The sequence below is a fragment of the Sutcliffiella sp. NPDC057660 genome, assembly GCF_042800035.1.
In the GTDB taxonomy this organism is placed as follows: Bacteria; Bacillota; Bacilli; order Bacillales; family Bacillaceae_I; genus Sutcliffiella_A.
On sequence record NZ_JBHVHV010000003.1, the window covers coordinates 49660 to 65580 of the forward strand.

The following is a 15921-nucleotide window of genomic DNA, read 5'->3' on the forward strand; positions in this document are numbered from 1 at the left end:
ATTATGAGATTTGAAGAGTTTGCATATACACGGCCAAATATGGATGAGGTCGAGAGCAGGTATAATGCTGCGTTGGTTAGGTTCGAGGGGGCTACTTCCGCTCAGGAGCAGGAGGAAGCGATCAAGGAAATCAATGAAATCAGAAATGAGTTAAGCACGGATTTTAATCTAGTGTACATTCGCCATTCCATTGATACTACAGATGAGTTCTACAAGGAAGAACAAGATTTTCTGGACGAAGTAGAGCCCTTGACAAAAGCATTGGATACAAAATATTATAAAGCACTTGTTAAATCTCCATTCCGGAATGAGCTGGAGAAAAAATGGGGGACTCAGCTTTTCTCATTGGCTGAATGTGAATTGAAAACATTTGATGATTCCATCATAGAAGACCTTCAGCATGAGAATAAACTTACGACAAAGTATTCCAAGCTAATCGCATCAGCAAAGATCTCATTCGATGGGAAAGAGTTGACGTTGGCGCAGTTGGACCCGTTTACGGAGTCGACAGACAGAGAAATGCGTAAAAAGGCAAGTGAAGCGAAGTTCGGCTTCTTTAATGAGAATAAAGAAGAATTTGATGATATTTTTGATCAACTGGTCAAACTACGCACCAAGATTGCCCAAAAACTTGGATACAAGAACTTTGTTGAGCTTGGTTATGCAAGAATGACACGTACAGACTATGATGCTGATATGGTAGCCAAATTCCGTGATCAGGTGAAGGAATATATTGTTCCATTAACTGAAAAATTGAAAGAAAGACAACAAGCGCGCATTGGTGTCCAGGATTTGAAGTATTACGATGAGGGCTTTAAATTCAAAACCGGAAATGCTACACCAAAAGGGACTCCTGAATGGATTATTGAGAATGGAAGCAAGATGTACGAGGAGCTATCACAGGAAACAAAAGAGTTCTTCCAATTCATGATCGACAAGAACCTGATGGACCTAGTGGCGAAAAAAGGGAAGGAAGCAGGAGGGTATTGTACCTATATCCCAACCTACAAAACACCTTATATCTTCTCGAATTTCAATGGTACAAGCGGCGATATCGATGTATTGACACATGAAGCGGGACACGCTTTTCAGGTATACATGAGCAGAGATTTCGATGTGCCTGAATATAATTGGCCTACCTATGAAGCATGTGAGATCCATTCGATGAGTATGGAGTTCTTCACATGGCCATGGATGGAGCTTTTCTTTAAGGAAGATACGGATAAATATAAATTCTCCCATCTGAGCAGTGCAATTTCATTCCTGCCTTATGGTGTAGCGGTGGATGAATTCCAGCATTTTGTTTATGAGAATCCGGAAGCAACTCCTGCAGAGAGAAACAAAGCATGGCGGGAAATTGAGGATAAATATCTTCCAAACCGAGATTATGATGGAAATGATTATTTGCAATCTGGCGGTTTCTGGCAACGCCAAGGTCATATTTACCGAACGCCTTTCTATTATATTGACTATACATTGGCTCAAATCTGCGCACTTCAATATTGGAAACTTTCACAGGAGAACCCGGCAGAAGCATGGAAATCCTATCTAGAGCTCTGTAAATTGGGAGGAAGCAAATCTTTCACAGAATTGGTAAAATTCGCGCAACTTCGATCTCCATTCGAGGATGGCTGTGTGGAATCAGTTGTAGGGGAAATTGAAAACTATCTGAACAGTGTAGATGATAAAGTATTATAAAAGAAAGCTGTCGGTATATCGGCAGCTTTTTCCAACGAATTCAGGGCATTTCCGACAACATTCTACTTTCCCTTTTCCCTTTACTTTTGTAGAATGGTAGTTATATAGTGAATAAATGGCTTCGATATTGATTATAGTTATTATTTGTCAATATTCGGTTAAATACATATTCAACTAATTGAAGATACTACAATAAGACGCATTGACTTCGTTTAAAAATAATATTTAGTATCAGAAAAGGAAGTGACCCTATGAATACAAATTCTTTATTTTCAAAAGTGCAAACACAAAAAATCTATGGGGAATTCCCGATTTCCATTTCTAATATTTTTTCCGATTCCAGACAGGTAACAGTGGATTCCGTCTTTGTCTGTATTAAAGGATATACAGTCGATGGCCACCGATATATTTCCTCGGCCATTGAAAAAGGTGCGAAAGTGATCGTGGTAGAGGATCTGCCGGAAATGCTGCATGAAGATGTCTGCTATGTGAAGGTGAGAGATACGGAAAGAGCACTGGGCCAGCTTGCGAATGCATTTTTTGACTACCCTTCCACCAAGCTTAGAATTGTCGGAGTTACAGGAACGAATGGGAAAACGACAGTGACAAGCGTCATTAATTCAGTGATGAGAAATGAAGGATATAAGACGGGCCTCAGTGGTACGATTGAAATCGATATCGATGGGGAAAAGTTCGAAAGCAAGAACACAACAAGTGATGTACTGACTATGCAAAGAATGTTGAAGGACATGGTTGATGCAGGTGTGACTGATGTTGTAATGGAAGTGTCCTCCCATGGACTTCTGCTTGGACGTTTGGCTGGTGTGGAGTTCCAGAATGGTGTGTTTACCAATCTGACACAGGACCATTTGGATTTTCACGGGACCATGGAAAATTATAAAAACGCAAAAGGGCTGCTCTTTTCCCAGCTCGGACAGGATCTCCGTAAAGACAAAGCGGCAATTCTAAATATGGATGATGATGCTTCCAAGGATTATATCAGTATGACGAGTGCCAGAATCATTTCATACGGGATCAACAATGATGCTGATTTCAGAGCGAGTGATCTGGAGTTTTTCGAAAATAAAACAGCCTTCACTTTACATACGGATTTTGGGGAGTACAGAATGGAAGTACCGTTTGTAGGTGAATTCAACGTTTACAATATTCTTTCCGTTATCTGTGTACTTTGGGACAAAGGAATGCCTTTTGCTAGAATTCTTAAACATCTAAGTGAGGTAACACCACCTAGTGGCCGGATGGAAACATTGCACACAGGGGATCAACGAAATGTCATTATTGATTATGCCCATACGGAGGATGCAATCGGGAAGGTGCTCGACAGTATTAAGATGTTCTCCAAAGGGAGTATCATATCCATTATTGGGACAGGCGGTAATCGAGATAAGGATAAACGTCCAAAGATGGGCAGGATTGCAACAGAGAAATCAGATTACGTCATCTTCACCACCGATAATCCATTGGACGAGCCATATGATGAAATCATCAACGGAATGGCCGCCGGGGCAGTGGATGACAGGTTTGAATGTATCGGTGACCGTGAACAGGCGATTTTCAGGGCCATCGAACTTGCTAAAGAAGACGATGTTGTATTAATAGCAGGTAAAGGACATGAAAATTACCAATTGATTGGTACAGAGTCTGTTCCTTTTAACGATGGGGAAGTAGCATTAAGGGCAATCAGAACATATCCACTTACAGAAAGTATTCCGACAACATAGATTTTACACATACCAACTGACTGAAGTGCATGGGTTTCCATGAATAATGCTTCAGTCAGTTTTTTTATTTATTATGAAGTAAATTGTCGAAAAGGGATGTTGATATGAGGGGAACCATTGGGGGAGTTTTCTTCATCTCTATCTTATTGTTGGTTGCCTGTAGTGGTCTAGAAGTGAGCACAACAAAGGAACCTGTAAGAGGGGATGAAAAAGTAAAAGAGGAGAAACCTGTTCAAAGAGAAGAAACAAAGGTGGAGGAGTTGCCAGAACTGACGGAGGAAGAACTCCACAAGCAAGAGGCCTTGGAGGAACTGACAAAAAGGGAAAATGAAGTTCTGAACCATAGTGATTATGGGGAGTCCAATGAATTCCATGAATTTGTTACAGGTGTAAAAACAAGGATGAAAACCGATGAAAAAGTCATAGCATTAACATTGGATGCATGCGGAGGAGAAAATGGCAGCGGATATGATGATGAACTGATCAGTTTCCTGGATCAGCATAACATTAAGGCGAACCTATTTTTGAATGCCAGATGGATAGAAGCGCAGCCCACTATTTTTATGGAACTTGCAAACAATTCTTTATTTACGATAGAAAATCATGGTACAGAACACCGGCCTTTATCCACTATCCCCCGTTCTGCCTGGGGCATAGAGAGTACAGCTTCAAAAGAGGAAATCGTAGCGGAAATTATCGGGAATCAGAAAATGATATTGGAGCATACAGGAAAGCTTCCAAAACATTTTCGCTCGGGAACTGCTTTTTACGATGATGTATCGGTTAAAATAGCCCAGGACCTTGGTTTGGAAGTAGTGAACTTTGATATTCTAGGTGATGCTGGAGCCACTTTTACCGCGGATCAAGTGAAAGAATCCATCCTTCAGGCAACTTCCGGATCGATTGTGATCCTTCACATGAATCACCCGGAAAGCGGGACAGCTGAAGGAGTAAAGATGGCAGTTCTAAATTTATTGGAACAGGGCTTCAGCTTTGTTCACTTACAGGATTATGAACTGGAATAATATAATCTATTACAATTCAGTTACAGCTACATAAAAAATTTGATGCAGGTCACGATAACAGAGGGAGGTTGATGTCGTGGCCTGTTTTTGTCATCTTTTATTTTCGGCAATGCTGTTTTTAAACTTTTCTGCGTGTCAATCAATAATCAAAATAGATCAAGCTCAAGAGAAGATGCCAAATCCGTATGTTATTGTCCTGATAAAAAATTCGAAAGAAGAATATCAATTGGGATTAAAGAATGATAATACGCAGAAACAGAGAAGGCGTAATCGTGTGCCTGAATTCAAAAGCCGTGGATTTCGTCTGATCATTATAAATAAAGGCTCTTTTCGCAATCCCATTGTTGCTATTTAGATAAGGTGTAGTCTTTAAATTTAGCCGTTGATTTCCGCTACAGACACTTGCTTTCCGCGGGGACGGATGGGAGCCTCCTCGGCTTCGCCTGTGGGGTCTCCCATGCCCTCTACTCTCCCGCAGGAGTCAAGTGTCCTCCGCTACAATCAACTCAGTTTTTATAACATTATTTGCTCCGTTGAAATGAAAAAATGAGACAAAGTCCAATTTTTCAAATTTTAGAAAGGCAGATTTTATACTATTATTCACCCCTGTTGGTTGGAGTGCAAGGTGTGAGACTCCTGCGGGAGATAGCGGTTGACTTGAGACCCCACAGGCAAAGCCGAGGAGGCTCAAGCAGCGCCCCGCGGAAAGCGAATGCCTGGAACAGAGACCAGCAGGGAGTTTAATGGTGACATTTTATCTTTAGCCCAGCTCTATGCAAAAAGCAACAAACTTTACGAAAAGAGCCTAAATAAAAAAGGCTTGTTGGTCACCAATTAGAAAATGGTGACCAACAAGCCTCAAATCGCAAATTAGTTAACATTTACTTTCAATTCTTCCTGTTCAACCTCCACTTGAAGAGAAGTAGGGATGTAATCAAGCTCCAGTAAAATATCAGCGATGGCATCTTCTACATGTTCCTGAATAAGTCGGCGTAATGGTCTAGCCCCAAACTGAGGATGGTAGCCCTTATCAGCCAACCATTCCTTTGCAGCTTCCGATAAATAGAGTTTACACTGATGCTCTTCGATCAGCATACCTGACAAATCATTAATCAGAATATCGACAATCTGACGCATATGCTCTTTTTCAAGCTTTGCAAATTCAATGATATTATCAAATCGGTTAAGGAACTCCGGTTTGAAATAGGACGACAAGGAATCCAGTATAGAACCTTGCACTGTATTTTCGTGCTTCTCAAAACCTACTGTAATCCTCTTGTCTGTAACACCTGCGTTACTTGTCATGATAATCACAGTGTCTTTGAAGCTGACAGTTCTTCCTTGGCTGTCCGTCAGCCTGCCATCCTCCATTACCTGAAGAAACAGCTGGAGCACATCAGGATGGGCTTTTTCCATTTCATCAAGCAGTACAATGCTGTAAGGGTTGCGGCGAACCTTTTCTGTCAACTGTCCAGCTTCCTCATGCCCGATATACCCTGGTGGAGATCCAATTAGTTTGGATACTGAATGCTTTTCCATGTATTCACTCATGTCAAAACGGATAAATGCATCCTTTGAACCAAAAAGCTCTTCGGCAAGTGATTTGGTAAGCTCTGTTTTACCAACCCCAGTAGGACCGACAAAAAGGAAGGAACCAATAGGTCGTTCTTTTCTTTTAAGACCTGCACGACTTCTGCGAATTGCTTTTGCAATCTTTTGGACTGCATTTTTTTGTCCAATCACTTTTTTATTTAAATTTGCCTCGAGATCACGAAGCTTTACTTGTTCTTCCTGTTGCAGTTTTCCAACAGGAATGCCAGTTTTTTCTTCTATGATTGCATAGATGTCATTCAGTGTAACTTCAAGTTTTTTCGCAGTGGAGCTATTTCTACTCTGCTCAAGTTTTGCTTCTTCATCTCTCAGCTTTGCAGCGTATTCGTATTTCTCTTCATCCAAAGCTTTTTGTTTTTCATTTTCAATCTGTGCCAGTCGGTAGTTAATTCTCTCCGCGTCCATTACATCCAAGGTTAAATTCTTCTTAGATCCTGCTTCATCAAGCAAATCAATGGCTTTATCAGGCAGGAAACGATCCTGAATATAGCGGTGTGACAGGCTGACGCAGGCATTTATCGCTTCTTCAGTATAGGAAACCTGATGGAATTCCTCGTATTTGGATTGGATACCTTTAATGATCTCAATAGCCTTTTCAGGAGTAGGCTCTTTTACCATAACAGGTTGAAAGCGTCGTTCCAATGCAGCATCCTTTTCTATTTGCCGGTATTCCTTCAAGGTTGTAGCCCCGATGAGCTGCAACTCACCTCTGGCCAATGCCGGTTTCAGCAAATTACCTGCATCCATGGACCCTTCCGCAGAACCTGCTCCTACAATTAAGTGCAATTCATCCACAAAAAGGATGACATTTTTTCTTTCCTGCAGTTCGTGGATGATTTGCTTCAGTCTTTCTTCAAATTGACCTCTAATACCTGTATTGGCAACAAGTGAGGCGACATCCAACAGATAGATTTCTTTATTCTGAAGCTTGGCAGGAACATCTCCGGTAGAAATATTAAGTGCAAGTCCTTCTGCAATGGCTGTTTTACCTACTCCAGGTTCCCCGATTAGTACGGGATTGTTCTTGTTTCGTCTGTTTAGAATTTCAATTACTTTCTTGATTTCTTTTTCTCTTCCCACAACAGGGTCAATCAATCCTGCTTTAGCAAGATTCGTTACATTTTTGGCTAATTTGTCCAGAATTCCACCGCCGTGTCTGGACTCTTTAGAATCTTTGGAATTTGACTCTTTATTAGGTCGATGATCATGCTCCCAAAATGGAGTGTGTCCGGAAAATCCTTGCAAGAATCCAGACGGCGTCTGTAATTTTGCTCTTTCTTCTTCAAAGCAGGATGAGCATAGGACAAGTTGCTTTTGTTCTGAATTAAATTGGAACTTAACATGAATAGTTGCTTGATTCTCTTCGCATTTTTGACAAATCATTCTTTGCTTCCTCCTTGAGAATTGTTTGACTTTCTTTGACCATTAAGGTTTAGCCATAGTATACTTTGACCTTTTTTGACTTTCAAGTATTTTGCCTGTTGGTAAATAATAGATATTATTTATTCGGTATATTTAGAAAAGTTTGTTGACTTCAGCTTGAGACTGTTGTTATAATTGCAAAAAGTATTTTTCTTTTAAAATCAAATAGCAAAACTTCTTATTAAGAGCGGTGGAGGGACAGACCCTGTGAAGCCCGGCAACCTTCAATGATGTTGAAAAGGTGCTAATTTCTGCAGAATTTTTTTCTGAGAGATAAGAAGAGGACCTTCAATGAAAGCCTCTTCTTATAGAAGAGGCTTTTTATCTGTTCAAAAAGGGGGAAAATTAAAAGTAATATTATCCGTTATTACTCAATATGGTAGATAGTAAATCAATCATACATTTAATGAATTAACGTAATGAACAAAAAACTGAATATCTCTTATCGAGAGTGACCGAGGGATCAGGCCCTATGAAGTCCGGCAACCATCAGGAACAGTTAATCTATTTCTGAAAAGGTGCTAATTCCTGCAGGCGGACTATGCGCCTGACAGATAAGAGGAGGAAAAAACCTCTTCTTATGAAGGGGTTTTTATTTTTAGCGGTAATAACACCGCTGTTGATTTCGCACTAGGCTTCGCTTTCCGCGGAAAGCGAACACCTGGAACGGAAATCAACAGGAATACGGAACACTCACTTATTTTAAGGGTAGCATTTATTAAAAATTAAAAACGGAGGTAATGACATGACCAATACAAATGATGCTTATCAATTAGAAACGCTATTGTTACACGGAGGGCAAACTCCTGATCCGACTACCGGTTCCAGAGCAGTTCCCATCTATCAGACAACATCGTATGTGTTCAATGATACTGAGCATGCCCAGAATTTATTTGCCCTAAATGAATTCGGCAACATCTATACGAGAATTGGAAACCCGACAGTCGATGTGCTGGAAAAGAGAATTGCGCTGTTGGAAGGTGGAGTGGCGGCCGTTGCAACCAGCTCCGGCATGGCTGCAATAGCATTTGCCATATTAAACATTGCCCATGCCGGTGATGAGATCGTTGCAGCAGGAAATCTGTATGGAGGAACCTATAATCTATTTGCTGTCACATTGCCGAAGTATGGGATAAAAGTGCTCTTTGTGGATGGAACGGATCCTGAGAACTTCAGAAAGGCGATAACCCCAAAAACCAAAGCGATTTTCGGCGAAATCATTGGAAATCCAAGCTTACATGTTTTAGATGTTGAAGGTGTTGCCAATGTTGCACATGATCATGACATACCACTCATTATAGATAATACTTTTGCATCTCCATATCTTTGCAATCCGATCAAGTGGGGAGCGGATATTGTGGTGCATTCGGCAACTAAATGGATTGGCGGCCATGGAACGACAATCGGAGGAATTGTGGTGGATGGAGGTACATTCAACTGGGATAATCCTAAATTCCAAGACTTTACTGAACCGGATGAAAGCTATAATGGCATTCGTTATGCAGAAGCCTTCGGAAACCTTGCTTATGCTGTTAAGCTTCGTGTCCAGCTTTTGCGCGATTTTGGCGCATGCTTAAGTCCTCAAAGTGCATTTCTTCTTCTACAAGGATTGGAGACGCTTCACCTAAGGGTGGAAAAGCATAACGAAAATGCAACAGAGCTTGCAAGATTCCTACAAGATCATCCCGCTGTTGAGTGGGTATCCCACCCTAGTCTTCAAGGACATCCGGCGCATGCATCCGCTCAAAAGTATTTGAGAAACGGATATGGTTCCATTCTAAATTTCGGAATTAAAGGTGGAAGAGAAGCGGGAAGAAAAGCCATTGATTCCATCAAGCTTTGGTCACATGTAGCCAATGTAGGAGACGCTAAATCCTTGATTATTCATCCAGCATCAACCACTCATCAGCAGCTTACAGGGGAAGATTTGAAAAAGACAGGCGTAACAGAAGATTTGATTCGCCTATCTGTAGGAATTGAATCCATCGAAGATCTGAAAAAGGATCTGGACCAGGCACTTTTCACAGCAACAGGAAAATCCACTTTGAAAGTGGAAAGCATCTGATATGAAAAGGGTGGAAGGACAGTGACAGAGTGTGATTGCAAAACAACTGCCGGTAGTGTAGGGATCGAGCGACTGGTGCTTGAGAGTGGAGAAGTATTGGGGAAAGTGGAAATTGCCTATGAAAGGGTTGGAAATAAGAATAGAGAACTTATTATAGTCTGTCATGCCTTGACAGGAAACCAATTTGCAAGAGGATCCGAGGAAGAAAAAGGCTGGTGGCATTCCTTTATCGGTCCCGGATCCTATATTGATACAAATGACTATCAAGTAATAACGATGAATGTTCTAGGAGGGTGTAATGGCTCCACAGGTCCAACCTCACTAGATCCAAAAACTGGTAAAAAATACGGAAGCAAGTTTCCGTCCATTACAATCAGAGATATGGTGCATGCTCAATATTTGGCATTAAGGGAGCTTGGGTATTCCGAAGCGAAAGCTGTTATTGGAGGCTCTTTAGGGGGAATGCAGGTGCTCGAATGGGGAGTATTATATCCGGATTATGCAGATATTCTTATTCCTATGGCTGTAACTCCTTATTTTACTGATTATGCACTGGCTTTTAACTGTATTGGAAGAAGCGCCATTATATCAGACCCACGTTGGAATAATGGAGATTATCAGGAAAATGAAATATTGAAAGGTCTTGAAATAGCCAGAATGGTTGGTCTGGTAACATATCGCTCCTCAAGTTTATTCAATCATCGTTTTAACAGGGAACAAAAACATGCGCATGGGGATTCCGACATTGAATATCAGGTGGATTCCTATATGAAATACCAGGGTGAGAAGTTCGCACGACGTTTTGATGCCAACAGCTATCTTTGTCTTTTGAGGGCAATGGACCAGTTTGATATTGGCTGGGAACGAAATGGCTGGAGGCAAGCACTGAGCCAAATTAACAGCAAAGTGTGTATGATAGGCTTTTCAAAAGACCTGCTTTATCCCACCAGTATGATAAGAGAAGCAGTGGAGGAACTGAAAGCCCATGGAATATCTGCAAATTTTGTTGAGGTTGAAACAGAATTCGGACATGATGGCTTCTTGGTTGAGTTTGACAAATGGGGGATGGAAGTAAAGCGATTGCTTGAGGAAAAAGAGAGAAAGGAAGTGACACATGTCTAAAATAAATGTGGCCCTATTGGGATATGGAACGGTTGGTAAGGGGGTATATCGTACGATTGAATCACATCAAAACCGTTTACAGAGGTTATTGGGAAAAGAGGTTAAAGTTGTTGCCATTCTTGTTCGAAATTTAGAAAAACATGTGGCGCCGGATGAACAGGTCCTACTTACAGCGGACTTTGAGGATATCTTATCACTTCCGGATCTTCATATTGTCATTGATGCAATTGTCGGCAGGGAACCTGGATTCACTTATCTGAAAAAAGCAATCGATAAGGGTTGTCATGTTGTTACTGCGAATAAAGAAATGTTTGCATTTCATGGAACCGAGCTGCAGGCTCTGGCTCTGGAAAAAGGAGTTGGATTGGGCTATGAGGCGACCGTCGCAGGAGGAATCCCCATCATCCAAACAATTTGCCAGCTTCTTCAGGTCAATCATTTTCTAAAAATCGAGGGTATTCTTAACGGAACCTCCAACTTCATATTAACGAATATGAGAAAGTTGGGGAGCACATTTGCTGAGACGCTCCAGCTTGCAAAAGAAAATGGCTATGCTGAATCTGATCCTACCAATGATATTGAAGGATATGATGCTCTTTATAAAGGCTTAGTAATGAGTCAACTGATTTATGGAGATCAGCCTTGTATCGATAGCGTCAAAAGAAAGGGAATAACACACATTCAGCCGCAGCATATGAAGGTTGCAGAGGAAGCGGATTTGAGGTTCAAACATGTGGTCACTCTTTTCAAGTCAAACAATGAAATCCAATGTAAGGTGGAACCTGTTCTTGTATCAGAATCCCATCCTTTCTATCAAGTCGAAGGGGTTCAAAACAGTGTTTCCATTACAACCGATCTGTTGGGGACTTTGCAGCTGCAGGGTCCAGGGGCTGGCATGTTTCCTACAGCAAGTGCAGTCCTAGAAGACATCATTCAGTTGGAAAAAGAACCCAAAGCATCTCCTGCGGCAAAAGATTCTGTTGCTGACCAGGATTCTTTATTACAATGGGTTATCTTTAGTGAATATCCTAAAATAGAAAATTTCGGACAAAGCATTTCGGTCATCGAAAAGCTGGATGATACAGCCTGGATTATAGAGGGTGAGGATATTCCTTCAGTGGTGCCACAAGGTTCGAGTGCAACCATATTCCCGTTAAAAGGGAGGTATGAAAGAAAGAAATTGCCCCTCCAAGTTTAATAGTTACTAGCAAATACTTGTTAGCGGAATGTTTAAAAAGCCCTTATCAAAAAACGCTTCTTTCCTGACTGCCTGTCTCATATAATGTGACAAGCAGTTTTTTCATTTTCAATGTGGAGAGGACGCAAAAAAATAGTTTAGGGGTGGGGGCGCGGTTGAGTAGAAGTTGGCTTGGTGCCTTTCAGATAGGTGCGGTTTATGTTGGGACAATAGTGGGAGCAGGTTTTGCAACCGGAAAAGAGATTGTCCAATTTTTCACCCAATATGGTTGGATAGGTTTCTTCTCCATCTTAATCAGTGGGTTTTTATTCATTTGGCTTGGCACGAAAATGATGCTGGTTTCCAAGAGGATAAAGGCGACTTCCTATAAAGAGTTTAATGAGTATCTGTTTGGGGTGTCTGCGGGTACAGTAGTCAACCTTTTCATGCTCATCATTTTGACCTGCGTCGGAGCAGTGATGCTGTCCGGGGCAGGTGCTGTATTTGAAGAACAGCTGGGCTGGCATTATCAGCTTGGGTTATTGCTGACAGTCGGATTGGCTGTGTGTGTTGTGTTAATAGGTGTCAAAGGGTTGGTGGGTGTCAACATTGTGGTGGTGCCTATCATGATTGCTTTTAGTTTTTTCATTGCGGGAAATGCCTTAATGGAGCACGGCCTCGATTTCCTGACCCTAGCATCGCAGCAGCCGTCATGGAAGGGGTGGATTTCCCCTGTTACGTATGTCGCCTTCAACTTGGCAATGGCACAGCCTGTTCTTGTACCTCTTGCAACTGAGGTCGATGATGAATGGGTCATTAAACGTGGCGGTTTTATAGGTGGCCTTGTCCTTTGCTTCATCTTGATAACCTGTCATATCTCCATCGCCTCACTGCCGAATTTCCAGACGTTTGAAATTCCTATGGCAGAGGTTGTGAAGCTTGGGATGATCTCTTTTTTCGGTATGTATGTGTTTGTCATTTACGGAGAGATTTTTACTTCTGTTGTCAGCGATATTTTCGGTTTGCAACGTCAGTTGGAAAGCATGTGGAATATTCCACGCTATATCGTAACGATTGTTCTGGTTTCAATCATATATACGATCAGCCAGATTGGCTATGGAAGTTTAATTGAACACCTCTATCCACTATTCGGCTATATAAGTATCGCATTTCTGATACTTTTGATTGTGAGGAAATGAGACAGGCAGGAAAACCGTTCATGGTTTCCCTGCCTGTCTTCATTTTTAGATTATCTCCTGTTGTCATCTTACAAACATCGCTACTATTGCAACAACAGGAATTGCTGCCATTAAAGCATTTCCTACAAGGAAAAGGGAATTAATCGTACTTTTGACTTCCGGGTAGTTCGCTGTGAGTTCATTTCGTTTTAGAAGATTTAAAATGGCATTTATCACAACACTAACGACGACTATCACTAATGGGATAATCAGGTCTGCGTCAGAATCAGCCAATGTCATAAATCCAAAAACAATCAAGACTATCGGAAGAGCTTCAATAAATGCTACAAACATAAAAAGCCTTGTTTGTATTTGAGAGATGTTCTCCGGGTGCATAGCCAGCCTTTCCATACTTGACCTGAGCAGTAAAGCTATTCCAAAGCATGCGACAACAGCTGCTATCACAAATAGATATATGGCATCCATACTTGTTCCTCCTTCTTCCATTTTCCAAAGGCTGTTTTCGCATTCATTGTTGCTATTTCTATAAATGTAAACATTAAATGTAGCCCGTTGATTTCCGTTCCGGACACTTGCTTTCCGCGGGGACGGATGGGAGCCTCCTCGGCTTCGCCTGTGGGGTCTCCCATGCCCTCTACTCTCCCGCAGGAGTCAAGTGTCCTCCACTACAATCAACTCACGAGTTATACATTATTTGCTATTAGGAAGAGCCTCAAAAAAAATTAAATTCGCTACTAAAATGAAAATTTATATAATATGTAATTTTTGTATATTTAGTATGGCAAACTTTTAACTATGAGGCACCCCTGTTGGTCGGAGTGCAAGGTGTGAGACTCCTGCGGGAGCAGCGTGTCAAGGGAGACCCCGCAGGCGCAAAGCGCCGAGGAGGCTCCCGAGGCCGCCCGCGGAAAGCGAACACCTGGAACGGAGACCAACAGGGTGTTTAATGTTGACATCTTATCTTTAGTCCAGTCCTATGCTAAAAGCAACAATCTTTACGAACAGAGCCTATCCAAGAAATAATTTTACCTTATTGAGGGGAGAAGGGTAAATATACAATTATTAAAAATTCAAAGGCATCACGACAAGCAACCAGATATCAAACACCAAATGGGAAATAATGATCAGCACCAAAGATCGTTTCCATTCGAATAATGCCCCCCAGGCGATACCTGCTGTAAAAGCAGCAGCCATAAGCATAAGGTTTCCGGACCATAAATGTGCAAATGCATAAAGACAGGCAGAAATCATAACACCTGCAGGACCGTTTTTCCATATTGAAATTGAACCCTGAATATATCCTCTCCAAAAAATCTCCTCACCCGGTACAATAATGAGTACCAGTAGCAGATAATGCCATATCTCTGATGGACCCACAATCGTATATAATCCTTTAACTTGTGTAAGGAAAGGAAGATCAAAGAGCTTGATAACAAAATAGGTCAAGAAAAAAACAAGATAAAGCAAACTGCCTGAAACGACACCAATGAGTACAGACTTAATGGAAGGTATCAGTGAAATATCACGTTGGCGTGTGAATTTCAGGCTTATAAAAAGTAGAAGTGTTAATGCTAGCGGGAATAAATGCCAAAAAAAATCGCTAAAAGTAAAGCTGATACCAATCAGGATATTGGCCAATATCCACAAGGGCAGGATTGATTTAATTGAATTCATAATCAACATTCCTTTTTTGTTGTTGCAACTATTGTAGCAGAAGAACATGTCTGTCGAATAATTGTTTTTCCATAAACAAATCATAAGAACAAGCTTGCGAAAGGAGCAGATAAGGATGACACAATCAAAGAGTCAGCAGGAACGACAAAGAAAAGTACGAAAGCAATCACAAAATGGGCATGGAAAAGTCAAGAGCTTCGAACAATTAGCGGATGAAGCGGGAAAGAAGAGCCATTAAATAAAATCTCTTAAAATAAATGGCACATCCATTTTGGGGTGCCATTTATTTTATTCACCTTTAAAGATATCTCAAAAATAATTCTTATGTCCCGTTTTCATTTACAGCTGTATAGTGGCCGGGCTTCTATCGCATACTATGGGAAGAAAAAACAGGTGAATGGGGTAGGCAGAATGGGCGAAAGCTACAAGAAAAAGAGATATGCTGCGATAATCAGTCCGTTTACAACGAGCATACTTCATTACCGCAAACCTTTTGTTGTGGCCTGGTGGGCCGCTTCTTTCCCCGGCTTTGGACATTTTATGTTAAATAAGTATTTGACGGCATTCATTTTAATTTCCTGGGAAGTCTTGATAAACAACGCTGCCCATCTGAACGAAGCCATCTATCTTTCCATGATAGGAAGGTTTGAGGAGGCGGTGGGGGTTTTAGATCAGCGTTGGATCATTTTATACATAAGCATGTACGTCTTTTCGATTTGGGACAGCTATCGTTTAACCATTGAAATGAATAAGCATTATACCATGGCATATCGGGATAATTTTCCGATTATCATCAAAAACACAAGTTCGCTTGAAATTAATCTTATGGATAAAAAGAGCCCGATCCTTGCTTTATTCTGGTCGCTGTTGACACCAGGACTAGGAAATTTATACGTTACAAGAATTCTATCGGTTATATTTATCTTAACGTGGTGGATGATTATCACATACCAGGCGAATGTATACACTGCCATCCACTTTACATTAATGGGAGATTTCAGTCATGCCAGACAGGCACTAATCCCTCAATGGCTTCTATTTATCCCATCAATCTATTGTTTTGCAGCATATGATTCCTATGTAAGCGCCGTTGAAATCAATAAGCTCCTAGACCGGTATATGAGCAGGGAGCTGAAGGAAAAATTTCAAGATCTCAATTTTAAAATGCCATTATAGAAAAGAGATG

Annotated in this window: 14 protein-coding genes and 2 riboswitches; of the genes, 10 read left to right on the plus strand and 4 right to left on the minus strand. The window is 41.2% G+C overall.

Annotation, left to right across the window (positions count from 1 at the left end):
- The first annotated feature begins 3 nt into the window (after positions 1-3).
- The 4 genes from ACFVAD_RS03485 to ACFVAD_RS03500 all read left to right on the plus strand — a co-directional run bounded on the left by ACFVAD_RS03485 (position 4) and on the right by ACFVAD_RS03500 (position 4820).
- Positions 4-1698 (plus strand): M3 family oligoendopeptidase, encoded by a 1695-nt coding sequence (locus ACFVAD_RS03485; protein WP_386636149.1) that lies wholly within the window; start codon positions 4-6, stop codon positions 1696-1698.
- A 251-nt stretch (positions 1699-1949) separates the two neighbouring features.
- The gene (locus tag ACFVAD_RS03490) at positions 1950-3440 is read left to right on the plus strand and encodes a UDP-N-acetylmuramoyl-L-alanyl-D-glutamate--2,6-diaminopimelate ligase (RefSeq protein ID WP_386636151.1); all 1491 of its coding nucleotides are present in this window, start codon (positions 1950-1952) and stop codon (positions 3438-3440) included.
- 104 nt (positions 3441-3544) lie between these two features.
- On the plus strand, positions 3545-4465 hold the full coding sequence (locus tag ACFVAD_RS03495; protein WP_386636153.1) for a polysaccharide deacetylase family protein: 921 nt from the start codon (positions 3545-3547) through the stop codon (positions 4463-4465).
- 76 nt (positions 4466-4541) lie between these two features.
- Positions 4542-4820: a hypothetical protein gene (locus tag ACFVAD_RS03500; protein ID WP_386636155.1), complete on the plus strand. Its 279-nt coding sequence runs from the start codon at positions 4542-4544 to the stop codon at positions 4818-4820.
- A gap of 515 nt (positions 4821-5335) precedes the next feature.
- On the opposite strand, the gene ACFVAD_RS03505 is transcribed toward ACFVAD_RS03500, so the two are convergent.
- Positions 5336-7459 carry an ATP-dependent Clp protease ATP-binding subunit gene (locus ACFVAD_RS03505; protein ID WP_386636157.1) on the minus strand — a complete coding sequence of 708 codons (2124 nt, stop codon included), beginning with the start codon at positions 7457-7459 and terminating at the stop codon, positions 5336-5338.
- A gap of 214 nt (positions 7460-7673) precedes the next feature.
- Positions 7674-7778, plus strand: a riboswitch (SAM riboswitch).
- 159 nt (positions 7779-7937) lie between these two features.
- Positions 7938-8059: riboswitch (SAM riboswitch) on the plus strand.
- Between the two features lie 184 nt (positions 8060-8243).
- Between ACFVAD_RS03505 and ACFVAD_RS03510 the strand changes: the two genes are divergently transcribed.
- The 4 genes from ACFVAD_RS03510 (at position 8244) to ACFVAD_RS03525 (ending at position 13061) form a co-directional block, all read left to right on the plus strand.
- Complete coding sequence (locus ACFVAD_RS03510; protein WP_386636159.1) at positions 8244-9563, plus strand: O-acetylhomoserine aminocarboxypropyltransferase/cysteine synthase family protein; 1320 nt, start codon at positions 8244-8246, stop codon at positions 9561-9563.
- Positions 9564-9584: 21 nt separating this feature from the next.
- Entirely contained in the window at positions 9585-10685 is a 1101-nt protein-coding gene (gene metX / locus ACFVAD_RS03515; RefSeq protein WP_386636161.1) for a homoserine O-acetyltransferase MetX, read from the plus strand.
- Entirely contained in the window at positions 10678-11883 is a 1206-nt protein-coding gene (locus ACFVAD_RS03520; protein WP_386636163.1) for a homoserine dehydrogenase, read from the plus strand. Before metX ends, ACFVAD_RS03520 begins: the two co-directional genes overlap by 8 nt.
- Positions 11884-12038: 155 nt before the next feature.
- On the plus strand, positions 12039-13061 hold the full coding sequence (locus tag ACFVAD_RS03525; RefSeq protein ID WP_386636165.1) for a YkvI family membrane protein: 1023 nt from the start codon (positions 12039-12041) through the stop codon (positions 13059-13061).
- 63 nt (positions 13062-13124) lie between these two features.
- Here ACFVAD_RS03525 and ACFVAD_RS03530 read toward each other — a convergent pair whose 3' ends face one another.
- The 3 genes from ACFVAD_RS03530 to ACFVAD_RS03540 all read right to left on the minus strand — a co-directional run bounded on the left by ACFVAD_RS03530 (position 13125) and on the right by ACFVAD_RS03540 (position 14735).
- Positions 13125-13526: a hypothetical protein gene (locus ACFVAD_RS03530; protein WP_386636167.1), complete on the minus strand. Its 402-nt coding sequence runs from the start codon at positions 13524-13526 to the stop codon at positions 13125-13127.
- On the minus strand, positions 13502-13690 hold the full coding sequence (locus ACFVAD_RS03535) for a hypothetical protein (RefSeq protein WP_386636169.1): 189 nt from the start codon (positions 13688-13690) through the stop codon (positions 13502-13504). The genes ACFVAD_RS03530 and ACFVAD_RS03535 overlap by 25 nt, the downstream gene beginning before the upstream one ends.
- Before the next feature lie 433 nt (positions 13691-14123).
- On the minus strand, positions 14124-14735 hold the full coding sequence (locus ACFVAD_RS03540) for a CPBP family intramembrane glutamic endopeptidase (protein ID WP_386636171.1): 612 nt from the start codon (positions 14733-14735) through the stop codon (positions 14124-14126).
- 115 nt (positions 14736-14850) lie between these two features.
- On the opposite strand from ACFVAD_RS03540, the gene ACFVAD_RS03545 reads away from it, so the two are divergent.
- A complete protein-coding gene (locus ACFVAD_RS03545; RefSeq protein WP_386636173.1) occupies positions 14851-14973 on the plus strand; it encodes a DUF6254 family protein in 123 nt (40 codons plus the stop codon).
- A gap of 173 nt (positions 14974-15146) precedes the next feature.
- Positions 15147-15911 (plus strand): hypothetical protein, encoded by a 765-nt coding sequence (locus tag ACFVAD_RS03550; RefSeq protein WP_386636175.1) that lies wholly within the window; start codon positions 15147-15149, stop codon positions 15909-15911.
- The last annotated feature ends 10 nt before the right edge of the window (positions 15912-15921 follow it).

Excerpts from the sequence above, each read along its gene's own strand:
- ACFVAD_RS03485 (WP_386636149.1), top strand. The coding sequence starts at position 4 with ATGAGATTTGAAGAGTTTGCATATACACGGCCAAATATGGATGAGGTC.
- ACFVAD_RS03490 (WP_386636151.1), top strand. The coding sequence starts at position 1,950 with ATGAATACAAATTCTTTATTTTCAAAAGTGCAAACACAAAAAATCTAT.
- ACFVAD_RS03495 (WP_386636153.1), top strand. The coding sequence starts at position 3,545 with ATGAGGGGAACCATTGGGGGAGTTTTCTTCATCTCTATCTTATTGTTG.
- ACFVAD_RS03505 (WP_386636157.1), bottom strand. The coding sequence starts at position 7,459 with ATGATTTGTCAAAAATGCGAAGAGAATCAAGCAACTATTCATGTTAAG.
- ACFVAD_RS03510 (WP_386636159.1), top strand. The coding sequence starts at position 8,244 with ATGACCAATACAAATGATGCTTATCAATTAGAAACGCTATTGTTACAC.
- ACFVAD_RS03520 (WP_386636163.1), top strand. The coding sequence starts at position 10,678 with ATGTCTAAAATAAATGTGGCCCTATTGGGATATGGAACGGTTGGTAAG.
- ACFVAD_RS03530 (WP_386636167.1), bottom strand. The coding sequence starts at position 13,526 with ATGGATGCCATATATCTATTTGTGATAGCAGCTGTTGTCGCATGCTTT.
- ACFVAD_RS03535 (WP_386636169.1), bottom strand. The coding sequence starts at position 13,690 with ATGGGAGACCCCACAGGCGAAGCCGAGGAGGCTCCCATCCGTCCCCGC.
- ACFVAD_RS03540 (WP_386636171.1), bottom strand. The coding sequence starts at position 14,735 with ATGAATTCAATTAAATCAATCCTGCCCTTGTGGATATTGGCCAATATC.
- ACFVAD_RS03545 (WP_386636173.1), top strand. The coding sequence starts at position 14,851 with ATGACACAATCAAAGAGTCAGCAGGAACGACAAAGAAAAGTACGAAAG.
- ACFVAD_RS03550 (WP_386636175.1), top strand. The coding sequence starts at position 15,147 with ATGGGCGAAAGCTACAAGAAAAAGAGATATGCTGCGATAATCAGTCCG.